We start from the raw sequence: 15,802 nt of genomic DNA on the forward strand, positions 1-15,802 counted from the left end.
GCCAGTAAATTTTGAGAACCTCTATGGATTAGCAATCCCATACACCAGGCGATAATATCTTTTCTGCATAGATGTAAAATACAAGGTGGTATACACTACGCAAATTCCTAGTATAGCTGGTACTAATAGATTTTCCAGATACACATAACTTGCCACAGAAAGCAGAATCATCCGGATAAATTCGAGATAAAAAATATAAGACCGCTGTTCAAGTATAGCCCCACAATTAATAAGCGTAATAAGTATAAACAACGTGGATACAATCATAAAAGGAATAGTCAGGTAATGTTCAAAGAGAATAACGCAAAACAATGCTGCCAGACTAATTACCAGTTGTGTAGTTACATATCCCCTGAGATTGATGGTGAATTTTACCTGCTTTTTCGGCTGTAAAAAGGTTTTTTCCAGTGCTGCTCTAATGTGGCCAGGTACATGTTCGGGTTTACTGAAAAGCAACTTTACTTTATTCCATATTCCTCTGGTTTGTTTTACCGCTGTAAACAGTTCCATCGTAAAATGAAAATGCTGCCACAAGAAACTCTTGCTTTCCAAAGGCTTGGTGAGGCCATATACAGGCTCTTCTTTCTCTTCGGCATACGTCCCAAAAAGTTTGTCCCAGATGATGAGCATATCTCCATAGTTTTTGTCCAGGTATTGCTCATTGGAGGCATGATGCACCCGGTGATGCGAGGGTGTAACGATAATATGTTCTAAAATGCCAAGTTTACCCACCATCCTGGTGTGCAGGAAGAAAGCATAGGCGCCATGGATGAGTAACATAATGGCTAACATCGATGCGGGAAAACCAACAAGCGGCAATACACACCAGAAACCAGTGCGGATAAAATACTGGAACACGGTGATCCGGGCGGAAACGGTAAAGTTAAATTCCTCGCTCTGATGGTGTACAATGTGTGCGCTCCAGAACAGGTTTACTTCATGCCCGAAGCGGTGATACCAGTACCAGACGAGGTCAACGAGCATAAAGAGAATGATCCAGGTGTATACATTTTCAGGAATATCGAGTAAGGCATAGTTCCGGTGGATATAATCGAAAACCTGGTAGAAAATGCCTACAACAAATAAATTTAACAGACGTTCGGCAATGCCTACGCTAATGTTCAGAATGGAATCGTCATAGGAGAAATAGGCTTTGTTCTGTTTTTTAGCGGCCAGGTATTCTATGCCTACCATCATGAGAAACCCAGGCACAACAAGAGCTAAATAGTTAAGGTGCATGTGATTAGTTTAATAGACTGTTAATGGTGAACTTAAAAGAAGCCAGGTAAGTGTGAAAGTATTAATTTAATGCTATAAAAAGGTATGCTTCTGTTATATTAAAGTGATAAAACTCAATCCATTTCTTCTTATATTGAGTAAGCAAGTAATGAGCTTATAAACAGTATATTACTAACAACATCGGTTCAAGGAAAGCGTTCTGTGATGCATATATTCTGATAGTTCAGCAGGTTTTTTGTGAAAGCAGGATTCACCAATTAATACAATGCAAATCTATAAGTATTCATGATATTACCAAGAATAGTCTAGTAAAATAGTATAGTTTACATCATTTCATGGAAAATTTATAAAGTATATGCCTGAACCAGTACTGGATAAATTTGTTGCGAAAGGGTCTTTAACAAGTTATTAACAAGAATTAGCAGGGCATTAACACCTGCTTTACTAAGAGTTGTGGATCTTGGAAGTTTTAAAATCCTTGTATGTATTTCTCACAGAACTTCTTCCGGGCAGCAGGCATCTGTTCTATATTGTCGGCAGTGAGTACCCTGTTACTTATTTTCATTCCTGAGTGTTATACACCGCCTTCTAATTTTGATGAACAAGTAGCTTTGCACACAAATCCTTATTACATCGGACGCTTGTGGATACATATTCTTCATCCTGTTTTAGTGCTGACAGCGGCATTTGGTGTAGTCGCCAGGAAACACGCAGCGTCTACTGGTTCGGCAGTACTGGGTTTTCTGTTTTTTACCTTATGGGGATTTACTGAAATTATTCAGCAATCGCTTAACTTATTTGCCAATAATTATACCTGGAGAGCCGCTTATGCTGCCGCAACTGACAATGCTACCAGAACCCTATTAAAAACACAGATCATAGGGTTTGAAGCAATATGGGATGGACTTTTCTTTGCCTTACTGCTTGGATTCTTTCTTTCAAATGTGTCATATGGCATTGCTACTTATCAAGGCAAAGGGCTGGAGAAAATAGTAAGTATCTGTTTCTTTGCGGGTGCAGGTCTTACAGCTTTAAGTTTGATAGGGAATTATGGAGGTCCGCAGTTAATGGCTGGGTTTATGTCTTTTTTATATCCGTTTATATAACCCATATCCTGGCTGTTGATTGGCATATGGCTATGGCGAGATCCTCAGCCATTAGTGAACTACCGTAAAGTTCCCGAAGCGGTTGAGAGAGAATAAGGTAGGCAGGTTTTGTTGGCCGAGAATGATCTGTGCGGCCATTTCTCCCAGAGCAGGTCCCATTTTAAAGCCATGTCCTGAGCCGCCTCCTATCAGCCATGTATTGCTTGCCTGCGGATGTATATCCACAAGGAAGTTGCCATCCGGTGAATTGGGATACTGGCACACCCGGCTTTCGGTAAGTGGTGCGCCTTTTAAAGCCGGAAAACGGTGTGCTAAAAATGCCTTTGCCCTGTCTAATTCTGCTTTGGTAATGATACGTTCGCCATGCGTAGGATCAAACAGTTCTCCACCTCCTTTGCGGTCATAAGCCGTTTTAAATCCCCGGTGTGTACTTCCGGGAATTCCATAATACACCGTATCCTGGATATTCCAGTCAATCCATACGGGCAGGTTCTCGAAAAGAGATGATTGTGCAGCCGGCGTACCGAAATAATACACCTCCTGACGGGCTGAATACAAGATATGGCCTGTTACTTCCGGGAATAATTGCCCCAGCCAGGGACCACAGGCAAATACATAGGCATCGGCTTGCAAGGTATTTCCATCAGAAAGCTGTATCTCCTTCAACTTGTTTCCTTCTATTTTTCCTGGCAGGGCTGAAAGTTGTGTATATATGCCTCCTTCCTGCACAAAAGCTTCGGCAACTGCCTGGCATGATTCCCTAGCCTTGAGATACCCGGCTTCTTTTTCGAGGAAAACATGGTTCAGATCGGCCACATGAATGGCAGGATAGCGGTTTTCTGCTTCCTGCACAGACATTTTCTCATAACTTAGCCCGTTCTTTTCCAGTAAAGGCAGGGCTGCATCAATGGTTTCGTCGTGCGGTTGATATAGGAACCATAATAAGCCCGTCTTGAATAAAAGCTTTTTGCTGGTTTGCTTTTCAAAATCCTGCCACAAACTGATCGCCCGCAAAGTAAGATCAAAATACATCTGGTTGGCTCCATACATACAGCGGATCACCCTGGTTTCGTCGCCGGAACTCGACCGTGAATTGCCTGCTCCCCAGGCATCGAGCAAGGTAACTTGTAAGCCTTGCCTGAGCAGTTGCAAAGCTGTCCATCCGCCGAATGCACCCGCACCTATTACAACTATATGGGTATGCAAAGAAGGAATAATGGCAACAGATTTTACTTTTTCCTGGAAACCTGCTTTTACTTCCGGAGCAAAAGTAGCCAGTTCAGCCTGATGTAGTGTATGGAGAGGCTTATTCTCTGAGATTGTTGACATAGGTACACAAAACAGATGCTCAAGTTACAGCAAATCATTTAAACATTCTGGATGCAAACTAGAGAAAAAGCAAACAAGCATACCAGTAAGGCTATTGTTAGGGGTAGTTGATATAACTGAATTATATAGGATGGTACTTAAGAAATAGAGTGATCGTTTTAGTAGGCCAGTAATTGATTCAGGGTTGCTATGCACTAAAGCAGCAGGACTGTGTACTTGTTCAGCTAACCTCTCAACTCATTCAGCTAAGCTATGTATACATTCAGCAAACCTTTGCACACATTCAGAAAGGCTATGTACAAGATCAGCAAGCTACTGCACATATTCAGCGAACTTGTGTACACATTCAGATTTGCTGTGTGCAAGATCAGCAAACCTCTGCACACATTCAGCAAGGCTGTGTATAAAATCAGCAAGCCTTTGCAAGAACTCAGTAAGGCTATGTACATTTTCAGCAAAGCTGGTAATTAAACAAGCTTAACTGTGTATAAAATCAGCTTAGCTTTGTACACATTCAGCAAGGCTGTGCAAGGTTTTAACTTAGCTATAACTTCTGCAAAGCTACCTCCGGATTGAAGTTGAGTCAAACCTGTTAATACCTGATATACTAAAGGCTGATGGTAATTAAAAGTTTGTGAACAAATGTACAATGAGATTTTTTGAAAAGCAGATGAATCGAAAAGTTGCGTGTATTTCTATATATTAGAGCATAAACGCACCATATAACTAGAATTGCGTTTATTTACATATTATGAGCCATAAAAGAAAAAATTCAAACTTCTCGTTAGATTTTAAAAATGACAATCAGGTGAAATGGTAAAAAAGACTTTAACTATACTGTTGATTTTGCCAATTATGTTTAGTTGTTCCATTCTATTTGACTCCTATAAATCAGAAATAGATGGAGTCTACATTCCAAAAAATTTATCTCAAGCACTTTCAGAAGCTGATGAGTTTTATTCTGACTCAACAAAAGCTGAAATTATTAAAATGACTGAAGATGAATTTATTGGACGATATCATATGGGAACTGGACTTTGGATGAGAAATAACTGGGCATTATGGAAAGGTTCGCGTTTAAGTCGATACTTCAATCGTAAAGGAATTAAACATCCAGATGATATGTCCGGAATAATACTAACCAGTTATCACCGTCAGTTGACCGGAAAAGAGATTAATTTAAAAGAACAAATTTCCAGTTATAAAGAGTACTGGAAAGAAGCACAAAAGATTAATAAACTTGTTCAGCTTCCGAAGAAATCAAAACATCCAGCAGACAGTTTAGAATTTGGATATTCAATAGGGTATAACAATGGAACTACCAAGTCTTTATTGCATCTTCAAACTAACTCGAAAACCGACTCAATTTGGATTTATGATTACTTATATGGCTGGAAAAAGATTGGCAAAAAAATGGAGTCTAACTTGAAAAGCACGAATAAATTTAAACCGGATTCCTTACTCAATGTCATTTTTAAGGAATGAACGTCTAACAAAATAACGGCTCATAACACCATACAGTCCGTTAACTGTGGCTTTCTAAGCGCATTGCATCACCGCAATCGCCATCAGTTTCCGGCTGTATTTGTTCCATTACTAAATATATACAGTGAAAAGAATATGTATGGAAGCAGTATTAAGATAATGTTTATCTGCTTCATTTACCGTCATAACAAAAATGCCAGCTATATGGAAACATTTCTATCTATTCATAAGCGAGCCAATGGGCTTTATTAGGGATGGATTCCAGAGGAATAAGTAGATAAATTAAACTGGTTTCTGTTTAAACGATTTTCAAAAACAGAAGCAAATCTCATCTTCCGGATGAGAAGAGAACAAAATACTTTGTGAATCAAAACTCTTTCTACAAAGTTATTCTCAAAAGGGAGTTACTTTTATCAATTGATTTGCTTCACTTCCAAGTGAAGCAAATCAAAAATGAACTTTACTTGAATTGCAAGCATGAAAGAGTTTAATTGCATATGTGGCCATTGAGAGTAATCAATGAGATAGTAACTGATTTAAAATAGAATAAATAACAGCTAAGTCAGCTATAAGGCTGCCACTGCGCAGATCCACAGTTTGTTATCTTAACCACAAATAATAAAATAAACGTACAAGAGAATACAACCATTACCTCAGTTTGACCGCTGATGCATATGCTTCCCATTGAAATGGTCTTTTTCCAAAAGGAATTCTGCAAACCAAACCTGCCTATATCATGAAATCACAATTGAAAAAGTTAAAACATATCTGGGTTCTTAATTTCCTGAGAAGAACTTTCAATGCCACCCGATACTACAACAAGAAATATATGGAAATTATCAAATGGGGCATAGCATCGAATGAAGACACTAATTATACATATGATCTGACAGAAGGTAACATGTTATACCTGGCTCATATTATTTCTTTTGTTGTTCAAAAAGATAATAAAACCATCCTGGCTTTCATCAATGAAGCACAGAATGACACCTTCTTAAAAGATCATATCATCAGGGAGATACAACAGTCAGATCTGAAGAAGTTTGCAGACCAGCAGATTCGCTTTGGCCGGCGAATGGGATGGTATGCTATGATCAGAGCTTTAAAACCCAGAACAGTGGTTGAGACCGGAGTTGATAAAGGATTAGGGTCTGTAATAATATGTGCTGCCTTACTCAAAAATAAAGAAGAAGGATTCGAAGGAAGGTATTATGGGACAGATATTAATCCAAAAGCAGGTTATTTACTAACAGGCAAATACCGGCAGGTGGGAGAAATCTTGTATGGAGATTCAATAGCGTCTTTATCAACCTTTAAAGATACTATTGATATATTTATTAATGACAGCGATCATTCTGCGGATTATGAGTACAGAGAATATCTCACCATAAAGCATTTATTAACCGATGACTCTATCATTTTAGGCGATAATTCTCATAGTACCGATAAACTTGCTATTTTCTCCACAGAAGAAGAAAGGAATTTTTTGTTTTTTCAGGAATCACCCCTTAATCATTGGTATCCTGGCGGCGGAATAGGTATATCATTTAAAACACCAAAAACCTCCCGGCAGGCACAAAATAAAATAACTCCTGAATCTAATACCGACAATACAGTATCCATGCAGGCAGCCAGTAATTGATTTTCCTATATTACCTAATATTCACCCGTTGCCTAACGGCTTCATAAATAACTACCCCGGCAGCTACTGAAACATTCAGCGAAGCAATATTGCCACTCATGGGAATACTGGCCAGCTGGTCTGCTTTTTTGATCAGATCCTGTGAGATGCCGTCTTCTTCTGAACCCAGCAGAATGGCTGAGGGAACAGAGAAATCGGCTGTATATAAGTTGTGTTCTGCTTTTTCTGTACAGGCGATCACCCGGACACCGCTTTGTTGAAGGTAGGTAAGGGTATCCTTCAAGTTTTCTTCCCGGCAAACCGGTAAAAAGTTCAGGGCACCGGAAGACGTTTTAATCGCATCGCTGGTGATCTGGGCAGCACCTCTGGAAGGAATAACTATGGCATGTACGCCAGCACATTCTGCGGTACGGGCAATGGCACCAAAATTCCGTACATCAGTAATGCGGTCGAGAATGAGCAGCAAAGGAACTTCGCCTTTTTCGAATATACTGCTCAATACATTGTGTAAGGCAGCATACCGGATAGCCGAAATAAAACAAATCGCTCCCTGATGATTCTTGCGGGTGATACTATCTAATTTCTGGGAAGGTACCCTGGAAATAGGCACGTTATGTTCCTGCGCAACCTGTAACAGTTCAGCAATCAATGGAGAGTTACCCAATTCCCGCTGGATGAGTAGTTTATCTATTTCATTGCCAGCCTTAATGGTTTCGATTACCGCACGGATACCAAATACTACTTCTTTGGGATCTGGCTTAGGTTTGGTAAAATGCTGCCTTGGTTTTGTGTTACTGAAATCTGTCTTTCTGCGATCCCTGTTCTCCATTGTAATTTTTAAGATGGTTTACTTTACTTTTTGTTATAAATTAAAAAAGCCCGTTTAAGGGCTTTTAACGTTTTATCGTTCAACTATGCCTGTCCTCCATTCTTCTACAGTCGGGTACCAGATCGGTTCATATTCTACATAGCGCATCAATTCATAATGGTCATCCACAAACTGATTGGGCCTTTTCACAAAAGTAAAGTTAATTTCTGAGAAGTTAGCATTCTGCGTATAGGTCCATACTTCTTTTTCACGGGTACGGGTAATCTGGTCGGGCTTACCAAACACAATGTGCACCATGCCCATGTCTGTTTTCCAGCCTTCTTTATAGGTCGTAAATTGTTGATTTGCCTGGGCTACTCTGCGATAATACGCCCGGATGGTACGTCGGGCTTTCGATTCATTATTTCCGGCTAAGCGCAGCCAGTAAGTGTCGAGTGTTCGTTTAGGCGCCTGCGTAGATACCAGCTCTTTGATCTCGTTATTGGTACTGATATAAATAAGCGGCTTTACCAGATCGTCTGGCCTGGTCATTCTGGGAAAACGTTTGTCTACAATCAACATTCCAATGCCATTCACCGCATTGGTATCTTCACGGAAGAAATACAAACCAGGCGCTGCTAATACAAACAGTGCATTGGTAGGCAGTGTAAACATGGTATCCACCTGAAGTGTTTTAGTAACGTTTTTGCCAGCTGTAGCCATAGGAGATAAAGCCGGATCGAAGTTATGCGTATAGCGGTAAACGGTCATCTGTTTGCGTACGCCATTTAAGCTCTTAATCTGCAAGGTATCCTGCTGATAGAAATAGGTTTTCATACCCGGAAACTCGCTGTTACTTTTAAACACCGCATATTTTTCATGAAACTTACCAGACATAGGTTTTAATGCAACCATGTGTGTTACTCTTTGTCCGGTACGGGTATCGGTTGCATGCAAGGTAAGTACAGCATTTGGCAAGGTGAGTTTTACCACATCTAAGTGAAAGGCCATCGAGCCAGGACCAGTTTTTTGGAGGGTTTGTTCAGTTACAGCCAAGGTCCGGCTGGCAATCACCTCTTTACTAGTATAGTCGGGAGTAATGATATACCCTAAACTAAACTCTTTAATAAACCGTTGAACAGGCTGTTCATCATATATGCGCCGCCATTCGATCGTAACATAAACCCGGGAGGTAGAATCATTATCGAGTACTTTACTCTGAAAAATCAGAGGAGCTTCATTGCCAAAATTTTCATCTTGTTGCTGGCTTGTCCGTTCGCCTGACCTGCGGGCACAGGCCCCAAGTAGGAGAAGCATCGCAAAAACAAATATGTTTTTCATGGATAAGTGGTTATATTTGTATTTTAAACTATTTCGTTGATGGTATATAAGCGTTTGTGTTAGAGGCTAATGAATACAAAGATTTTCTGTATAGTTTTGTAGAAAAAATCTAAAAAATCCGTTAGTATCTGCAAACATAAGATTATAAAACTGTAACCATTCAGGGTCTCAATTGCAATTAACTAATTTACGATGAATTCCATAAATCCCCTATATACCGAACCTGCAAAAATAGCGCAACTAGCTTCTGATTTTCAGAACGGTGTACCTTACAAGCATATTGTTGCCGATAACTTCCTGAAAGAAGATATTGCCAACCAGATGTATGATAATTTTCCATCTATTGAAAAGCTGGCCAAACATTATAAAGGCTTGAACGAAAATAAGTCAGAAGGTTCAAATTTTTCTGACTTTCATCCGGTATTTGCGCAGGTACGAAAAGACTTTATGTCGCCTGAATTTTCCAAGTGGATGGAAACCGTAACAGGTATAAAAGATGTATTTATTACCGACGATAACCTGGGTACTGGTCTGCACCAGGGCACGGATGGCAGCTTTCTCGACATACATGTGGATTTTAATATTCACCATATCAAGAACGTACACCGCCGACTGAATATGCTTATTTACCTGAACAAAAACTGGAAGCCGGAATATGGTGGTGCCATGGAAATGTGGAATGCAGACATGAGTAAACTGGTAAAAGCAGTACCCTGCGATTTTAACCGCTGCCTGGTGTTCGAAACCAGTGAAATTTCTTACCATGGCTATTCTAAAATCACCTTGCCTCCCGGCGTAACCCGTAGATCATTTTATACCTATTTCTATACTAAGCTTCCAGCCAATGCTTCGCTGAAATACCATGATACCGTATTTAAAGCCAAGCCAGAAGATACTGCCTTTAAAAAAGTTGGCACTACCGTAAAGGAAAGCCTGAAAAACACAATTAAGGCGCAGCTCAAAAAAATGGGAATCAAATTTTAAATTAGAACAAAGTATTAAGTAGTAAGATTTAATTTTTAAAATTAATGCGCTCTGATACTTATTAAAAAGAAGCAGTAGAAAAACGCTCGCTACTTAATACTTTGTACTCAATACTCACTACTAATCAATGGCTTTCAGTACCACAGAAATTACGTCTAATAGCATTGTTTCCGACAATCCGGTTCACCAGCGGTTGTTTTTTGCCTATGAGCAGGCGGCGCGCATGATCAGTGGCGATCTGCTGGAAATCGGGTGTGGGGTAGGAAGAGGGCTGGATGTACTGGCCGATAATTGCCGGCAGTATACAGGCATCGATAAAAATGAAGAATTGCTTAATAACCTGCGGAAAGTATATCCCCGTTTACATTTTATTGGCCAGAACATTCCTCCCCTCACTGGTATTGCTGATAATAGTTTTGATTTTGTAGTGACCTTTCAGGTGATTGAGCATATCGAAAACGACGATTTGTTCATTAAAGAAATTTACCGGGTATTAAAGCCTGGCGGAAAACTGATCCTGACCACTCCCAACATCAAACTTTCACTTACCCGTAATCCCTGGCATATCCGGGAATATACAGCACTCGGACTGCAAAAACTCATTCATACTTATTTCACTAAGTTGAACAGGCAAGGCGTGCATGGGAACAAAAAGGTGATGGCTTATTATGAGAAGAACAGGAAATCTGTAGAGAAGATCACCCGTTTTGATATTTTTAACCTGCAATACAAACTGCCCCGTACCTGGCTGCAAGTCCCTTACGATATTCTCAACCGCATGAACCGAAAATCGCTCATGGACAAAAACGACCAGCTGGTAAATGATATCAATTTCGACGATTATTTCCTGAGTCCGGATGTGGAAAATTGCCTGGACTTTTTTTATATCGCCCAGAAGTAATTATCTATCGAACCGGAATAATTGGACATCGGCATTGGGCCTACCTGCATACAAATCTTTGATAATATCAGCAGCAATCATACTGAAAATAATGCCATTGCCTCCAAAACCTAAGGCAAAGTAACAACCAGGGAAATCCGGATGTTCACCGATATAAGGCAATCCATCTTTGGTTTCTCCGAAGGTGCCTGCCCAGGTAAAATCCGGATAAATAGTCAGCTCAGGAAATAAGTGGTTAAACTTTTTCAATAAAGCTTTTTGCTTTTTTTCAATACGGGCATCCCGTTTCTGAGGATTTACAAAATTATCATCTTCCCCTCCAATCAGAATACGGTTGTCATCCGTTGTACGCAGGTATAAATAAGGCGTTTGAGTTTCCCACAAAATGGCTTCCTTAAGAAAATCAGGAATAGCTTCCAGGGGTTCGCTCACCATAGCATAAGTACTTTTTAATTTGACAACCATCTCCGGAAGGAAATTCTGTGTTTCGTAGCCGGTACAGAATACGGCTTTTTTTGCCTGAATGGTTTGGTTGGTGTCTGTTTGTAAAGTTAAACTCTGCTTATGAAATTGAATCTCGTTAATCTGTGTGCTGTCGAATATACGTAAGCCAAATTGCTGACTGTAATTATATAAATGATGCGCCAGGGCATAGGCATCTAACTGGGCAGCTTCCTCTGACAAGATAGCTGCTGGTGACTCAAAGTTAAATCGTTCTCTGATCTGACTCGCTTCCAGATAGGTTACAGCAATGCCGTATTTCGTCCTGGCTTCAAATTCTTTTTCTATAAAATCAATGTATTTGTTATTACTGGCGTAGTACAAGCTTTTTTTTCGCTCAAATCCACATTCGGCATCAGTTTCTTGTACTACTTTTTCTATTTTTCCAATTGCCTCCACACACAATTTGTAACTGCGTACCGCCTCTTGTTCGCCAATATATGTAATCAGCTTGTGCAAAGGAACATCAATTTCATATTGCAGAATAGAAGTACTGGCCGAAGTGCTGCCAGTGCCCACATCTCTCTTGTCTATAACAATTACATTTGCTCCAGTTTGTACGAGAGAATAGGCCATTAAAGCACCTGTAATTCCACCGCCTACGATGGCAATGTCGCATTGTATATCTTTCCGCAGTGAAGGATAAGACGCAATTAAGCCATCTCTGACCAGCCAGAAAGGGTGTTCTGATTTTAAGTCCATTGGTGACAGGCGTTTTTAAGCCCTTTTTATGTAACTTGCTTTGATAGGGATTGTTTATTTTTAAATAAATTGCCTGTTTGCAGGCAAATAAACAGCCCTGGTAACAATTATATTTCTGTAGTCAATCTTTTTAATGTAAAGAAAGTATGTGTGGAATAACCGGCATCTATGCATTCAATGAAATAGGCAGATTTTTTTCTATTAACTTATTTGCTGCCAACGACATCCTGGCGCAACGGGGACCGGATTCCCAAGGCACTTTTACACATGGATATGTAGGCTTAGGACATAGGCGATTGTCTATTATCGATACCAGTTCAGATGGCCGCCAGCCCATGACCGATGAAAGCGGTCGCTATACCATTGTATTCAATGGAGAGATTTTTAACTTCCTGGAATTGCGCCAGCAATTAGAAGCCAAAGGACATACATTCAAATCTGGTTCAGATACAGAGGTATTATTAAAATTGTATATCTACGAACGGGAAAACTGCCTCAAACACTTGAATGGCTTTTTTGCATTTGCTATTTATGACCAGGAAAAAGGCAGTTTGTTTATTGCCAGAGACCGCATGGGTATTAAGCCGCTACTCTATTTTCAGGATGAGGATAAGTTGATTTTTGCCTCTGAAATGAAAGCCATGATCGCTTTTGGTATTTCTAAGGAAGTGGATTATGTGTCGTTACAACAGTTTTTACAGCTCAATTATATACCAGCACCGCACACCATTTTTAAGCACGTCCGTAAACTGCTGCCAGGATATTACATGTACATTGAAGGCAAAACGGTTACCCAGAAACAATATTACCAGATTCCCCAGACTTATCACCGGTGGACGGCCAACCAGTTGAGTTACGAAAAAGTACAGGAGAAGCTGGTAGAATTACTGGATGAATCGGTGCGCAAACGACTGATTGCCGATGTGCCGCTTGGTGCTTTTCTGAGTGGAGGTATTGATTCTTCAGTAATTGTAGCGCTGGCTTCTCAGTATACCAGTCACTTGAATACATTTTCGATTGGTTACCGGGATGAGCCCTTTTTCGACGAAACCAAATATGCAAACCTGGTCGCTAAAAAATATAAAACAAATCATACGGTATTCTCTTTGTCCAACGACGACTTGTATGAGCATTTGTTTGATATGCTGGATTATACTGATGAACCTTTTGCTGACTCTTCGGCGCTGGCGGTGTATATCTTGAGTAAACGGACAAAAAAGAGGGTTACGGTCGCTTTATCCGGAGATGGTGCCGATGAAGTTTTTTCTGGCTATAATAAGCATTTAGGAGAGTATAGAATCCGGGAAAGAGGCTTGCTTGCTGGCGCTGTTCAAGCCTTACAACCAGTGTGGAATGCACTGCCTAAATCGAGAAATAGTGTAATTGGAAACAAAGTGCGGCAATTGCAGAAGTTTGCGGAAGGTATGCAGAAAAGCGACCAGGAGCGATACTGGCGTTTTTGCACCTTTGCCAGAGAAGAACAAGCCCGGAGTTTATTGAGCCAGCCAAGTGCGGTGCTGGCAGATGAGCAGGAGTTCGAGGAAAGAAAAAACCAGATACTTCGTTTTTTGGAAGAAGGAGGCGATTTTAACGAATTTTTGTATACGGATATGCACCTGGTATTGCCCAACGATATGCTTACTAAAGTAGACCTGATGTCGATGGCACATGGCCTGGAAGTACGGGTACCTTTTCTGGATTATACAATCGTGGATTTTGCTTTCTCCTTGCCAGCCGAATTCAAAATTGATGGGCGTATGAAAAAACGAATCGTACAGGATGCATTCCGCAGCCGCTTACCTAAAGAATTATATAACCGCCCGAAACACGGCTTTGAAGTGCCGCTGCTCAAATGGATGCGCAACGAACTCCAACCCCTGATCTCCAACGACCTGCTGAAAGATGATTTTATTGAACAGCAAGGCATTTTTAATATAGATGAAATTAGGAATCTGAAAGAAAAGCTATTTTCCAGTAATCCCGAAGATGTACATGCCCGCATCTGGGGTTTGCTTGTGTTCCAGTACTGGTGGAAAAAGTATGTGTAAAAGCTGGTCCGTTACTGCCCTGGCATTGTATATTTTTTCTCAAGCGCAGATGGAATCAGATAGCGGAAAGCCAGGCTGGTTGAGTAAGAACGGGAATCGTTATTTCTGATCAGGGAACCTAGTCCATTTGTCCACATAAAGCGGAGTTTGTCATTCTGCCATCCCAGGTGAATACCTCCATCATTTAAGCCCCATATAAACTTTTGATACCTGAAATTCAGGATAAATGCTTCCAGCCTGATTCTAAACCGATTTTCGTAATTGTCCTTATAAGCTCCCAGAACAAGCTGGGGTGTAAACGAAAATTTTGAGGAAGAACTCCGTTGGAATGTGTAACCCAATTGAAGAAAAGAGCTATAATCGTTTATGATGTCCCAGGTTCTGGAAGAAGTTGTATCGCTAAAAAAGTTTTTGCCTCCCAAAGAAACCGAATAGCCTATATAATATTTGTTGGAATTAAACAAAATGGCTGCTCCACTTGAAATAGTATGAGCCTGCACTTTTCTGAGTACAAGTACTCCGTCAACATATCCTCCATAACGCAAGTTCCAGCTCTGGCTATAACCGAAATTGAGAGAGGGAGAGATCGTATATTTTCCTTTTATGGAAAATTTGGGTGCAATAGCAAGAGAAATATAGCCATTTCGTGGGTTTGCGTCAGGCCATCCACCACTTGCAGGCACATGTAAAGCAGAAAATCCGCTGGTGATGCCTATACCACTACGGATAGTAGGAACAAACTGATCATATGTAGTACTCATCGTATAAGAGGTAGCTCTACTATCCTGAAAATATCTCTCATAACCTATCAACGAACTAATTCTGGAGTCTCCATTGGACCCAGCAAAAGAGCTGTTGTATTGCAAGGGCATTGTGCCAATTGGTATAGCACTCTGTCCGAAGCTGGCAACAGGCAAAAGAGTAACAACCCAGATGAGACTGACTTTGATCCTGGTAACTACATTCATATAAAATTGGTTAAAAGTTATTGGTATTGAGCGGAACTACATAGGGCACCTGGCCTTTTGAAAACTCACTGGCTTTTCTTTGCTGCAAAGCTCTTTCTTTCATTCTGGCAATCTGTCGCCGCTCCTTTCCGGATAAAGTCCGGGCAGCCGGTTTTTTCTTCCATTGCATTTTTATTTCTTTCTGTGCCAGCAAAGCCAATTCATTTATCTCGTTTTTAGGTAAAGCCCGAAGTTTTAATACTGGCAAAGGGGTAACTACTATCTGTTGAGGTGTCGCATAGGTCAGATTTGTTCGTGCGGGAATAGCCTGTATAAGCGGCATTTGTTTTATATGCTGTTTTACAGGCGTATTTTCATTGAGTCCTGGTGAAGTTACTGGTTGTTGAGTTTTTTCTGGTAATAAGGAAGAAACTGTATAAGTATGAAACATATACGGACTTTTAACAGCCAGAGGAACAGCAACCAGGCTAAGTAATGAAGCAAGCAAGGCTGCAATTATTGCTTGTAAGGATCCCAGTCTACGGATTGGCAATGCTTCCGGTTTCAGCAGGGTTAGTTCCAGGCTAGTAGTATCGTAGCTGTCAGCTTCTACGAAAGATTCACGCCAGTAAGATAGTTCAGTTTGCAGAGAAACGTCAGTTAATAACCTTGATTCCAGCTCCTTTGTCTCTTCCTGAGAAAGATTACCTTCCAGGTAGTTGAATAACAAAAGCTCATTTTCATCTGCTTCCTCGAAAACCGGCTTCAT

Annotated in this window: 14 protein-coding genes; 7 read left to right on the forward strand and 7 right to left on the reverse strand. The window is 40.5% G+C overall.

Going from position 1 to position 15,802, the window contains the following annotated elements; translation table 11 throughout:
* Positions 1-21: 21 nt before the first annotated feature.
* Positions 22-1,239: a sterol desaturase family protein gene (locus GXP67_RS15495; protein ID WP_162443960.1), complete on the reverse strand. Its 1,218-nt coding sequence runs from the start codon at positions 1,237-1,239 to the stop codon at positions 22-24.
* 482 nt (positions 1,240-1,721) lie between these two features.
* Between GXP67_RS15495 and GXP67_RS15500 the strand changes: the two genes are divergently transcribed.
* Complete coding sequence (locus GXP67_RS15500; RefSeq protein ID WP_162443961.1) at positions 1,722-2,345, forward strand: hypothetical protein; 624 nt, start codon at positions 1,722-1,724, stop codon at positions 2,343-2,345.
* Between the two features lie 51 nt (positions 2,346-2,396).
* Here GXP67_RS15500 and GXP67_RS15505 read toward each other — a convergent pair whose 3' ends face one another.
* Positions 2,397-3,674: an NAD(P)/FAD-dependent oxidoreductase gene (locus GXP67_RS15505; protein ID WP_162443962.1), complete on the reverse strand. Its 1,278-nt coding sequence runs from the start codon at positions 3,672-3,674 to the stop codon at positions 2,397-2,399.
* Between the two features lie 173 nt (positions 3,675-3,847).
* Here GXP67_RS15505 and GXP67_RS15510 point away from each other — a divergent pair, with 173 nt between their 5' ends.
* From GXP67_RS15510 to GXP67_RS15520, 3 genes are all read left to right on the forward strand, one after another.
* Entirely contained in the window at positions 3,848-4,081 is a 234-nt protein-coding gene (locus GXP67_RS15510; protein ID WP_162443963.1) for a hypothetical protein, read from the forward strand.
* A gap of 406 nt (positions 4,082-4,487) precedes the next feature.
* The gene (locus GXP67_RS15515) at positions 4,488-5,159 is read left to right on the forward strand and encodes a DUF6794 domain-containing protein (RefSeq protein ID WP_162443964.1); all 672 of its coding nucleotides are present in this window, start codon (positions 4,488-4,490) and stop codon (positions 5,157-5,159) included.
* Between the two features lie 736 nt (positions 5,160-5,895).
* Positions 5,896-6,801, forward strand: a complete 906-nt coding sequence (locus tag GXP67_RS15520) for a class I SAM-dependent methyltransferase (protein ID WP_232065236.1) — start codon at positions 5,896-5,898, stop codon at positions 6,799-6,801.
* A gap of 10 nt (positions 6,802-6,811) precedes the next feature.
* On the opposite strand, the gene rlmB is transcribed toward GXP67_RS15520, so the two are convergent.
* Both rlmB and GXP67_RS15530 read right to left on the reverse strand, forming a co-directional pair.
* Positions 6,812-7,630: a 23S rRNA (guanosine(2251)-2'-O)-methyltransferase RlmB gene (gene rlmB, locus GXP67_RS15525; RefSeq protein ID WP_162443965.1), complete on the reverse strand. Its 819-nt coding sequence runs from the start codon at positions 7,628-7,630 to the stop codon at positions 6,812-6,814.
* A gap of 72 nt (positions 7,631-7,702) precedes the next feature.
* Positions 7,703-8,950, reverse strand: coding sequence for a GWxTD domain-containing protein (locus GXP67_RS15530; protein ID WP_162443966.1), 1,248 nt, complete (start codon positions 8,948-8,950; stop codon positions 7,703-7,705).
* Positions 8,951-9,142: 192 nt separating this feature from the next.
* On the opposite strand from GXP67_RS15530, the gene GXP67_RS15535 reads away from it, so the two are divergent.
* Together GXP67_RS15535 and GXP67_RS15540 are read left to right on the forward strand one after the other, a co-directional pair.
* Entirely contained in the window at positions 9,143-9,934 is a 792-nt protein-coding gene (locus GXP67_RS15535; RefSeq protein WP_162443967.1) for a 2OG-Fe(II) oxygenase, read from the forward strand.
* 127 nt (positions 9,935-10,061) lie between these two features.
* Positions 10,062-10,835 carry a class I SAM-dependent methyltransferase gene (locus GXP67_RS15540; protein WP_162443968.1) on the forward strand — a complete coding sequence of 258 codons (774 nt, stop codon included), beginning with the start codon at positions 10,062-10,064 and terminating at the stop codon, positions 10,833-10,835.
* On the opposite strand, the gene GXP67_RS15545 is transcribed toward GXP67_RS15540, so the two are convergent.
* Positions 10,836-12,038 carry an NAD(P)/FAD-dependent oxidoreductase gene (locus GXP67_RS15545; protein ID WP_162443969.1) on the reverse strand — a complete coding sequence of 401 codons (1,203 nt, stop codon included), beginning with the start codon at positions 12,036-12,038 and terminating at the stop codon, positions 10,836-10,838.
* Between the two features lie 146 nt (positions 12,039-12,184).
* Between GXP67_RS15545 and asnB the strand changes: the two genes are divergently transcribed.
* Positions 12,185-14,086: an asparagine synthase (glutamine-hydrolyzing) gene (asnB, locus tag GXP67_RS15550; RefSeq protein ID WP_162443970.1), complete on the forward strand. Its 1,902-nt coding sequence runs from the start codon at positions 12,185-12,187 to the stop codon at positions 14,084-14,086.
* An 11-nt stretch (positions 14,087-14,097) separates the two neighbouring features.
* Here the strand turns inward: asnB and GXP67_RS15555 are convergent, their stop codons facing one another.
* Both GXP67_RS15555 and GXP67_RS15560 read right to left on the reverse strand, forming a co-directional pair.
* Positions 14,098-15,054: a hypothetical protein gene (locus GXP67_RS15555; RefSeq protein ID WP_162443971.1), complete on the reverse strand. Its 957-nt coding sequence runs from the start codon at positions 15,052-15,054 to the stop codon at positions 14,098-14,100.
* A gap of 10 nt (positions 15,055-15,064) precedes the next feature.
* Entirely contained in the window at positions 15,065-15,802 is a 738-nt protein-coding gene (locus GXP67_RS15560) for a hypothetical protein (protein WP_162443972.1), read from the reverse strand.

Source organism: Rhodocytophaga rosea (assembly GCF_010119975.1).
Classification (GTDB): domain Bacteria; phylum Bacteroidota; class Bacteroidia; order Cytophagales; family 172606-1; genus Rhodocytophaga; species Rhodocytophaga rosea.

Excerpts from the sequence above, each read along its gene's own strand:
- GXP67_RS15515 (WP_162443964.1), top strand. The coding sequence starts at position 4,488 with ATGGTAAAAAAGACTTTAACTATACTGTTGATTTTGCCAATTATGTTT.
- GXP67_RS15505 (WP_162443962.1), bottom strand. The coding sequence starts at position 3,674 with ATGTCAACAATCTCAGAGAATAAGCCTCTCCATACACTACATCAGGCT.
- GXP67_RS15495 (WP_162443960.1), bottom strand. The coding sequence starts at position 1,239 with ATGCACCTTAACTATTTAGCTCTTGTTGTGCCTGGGTTTCTCATGATG.
- GXP67_RS15530 (WP_162443966.1), bottom strand. The coding sequence starts at position 8,950 with ATGAAAAACATATTTGTTTTTGCGATGCTTCTCCTACTTGGGGCCTGT.
- GXP67_RS15540 (WP_162443968.1), top strand. The coding sequence starts at position 10,062 with ATGGCTTTCAGTACCACAGAAATTACGTCTAATAGCATTGTTTCCGAC.
- rlmB (WP_162443965.1), bottom strand. The coding sequence starts at position 7,630 with ATGGAGAACAGGGATCGCAGAAAGACAGATTTCAGTAACACAAAACCA.
- GXP67_RS15520 (WP_232065236.1), top strand. The coding sequence starts at position 5,896 with ATGAAATCACAATTGAAAAAGTTAAAACATATCTGGGTTCTTAATTTC.
- GXP67_RS15560 (WP_162443972.1), bottom strand. The coding sequence starts at position 15,802 with ATGAAGCCGGTTTTCGAGGAAGCAGATGAAAATGAGCTTTTGTTATTC.
- GXP67_RS15545 (WP_162443969.1), bottom strand. The coding sequence starts at position 12,038 with ATGGACTTAAAATCAGAACACCCTTTCTGGCTGGTCAGAGATGGCTTA.
- GXP67_RS15535 (WP_162443967.1), top strand. The coding sequence starts at position 9,143 with ATGAATTCCATAAATCCCCTATATACCGAACCTGCAAAAATAGCGCAA.
- GXP67_RS15555 (WP_162443971.1), bottom strand. The coding sequence starts at position 15,054 with ATGAATGTAGTTACCAGGATCAAAGTCAGTCTCATCTGGGTTGTTACT.
- GXP67_RS15500 (WP_162443961.1), top strand. The coding sequence starts at position 1,722 with ATGTATTTCTCACAGAACTTCTTCCGGGCAGCAGGCATCTGTTCTATA.
- asnB (WP_162443970.1), top strand. The coding sequence starts at position 12,185 with ATGTGTGGAATAACCGGCATCTATGCATTCAATGAAATAGGCAGATTT.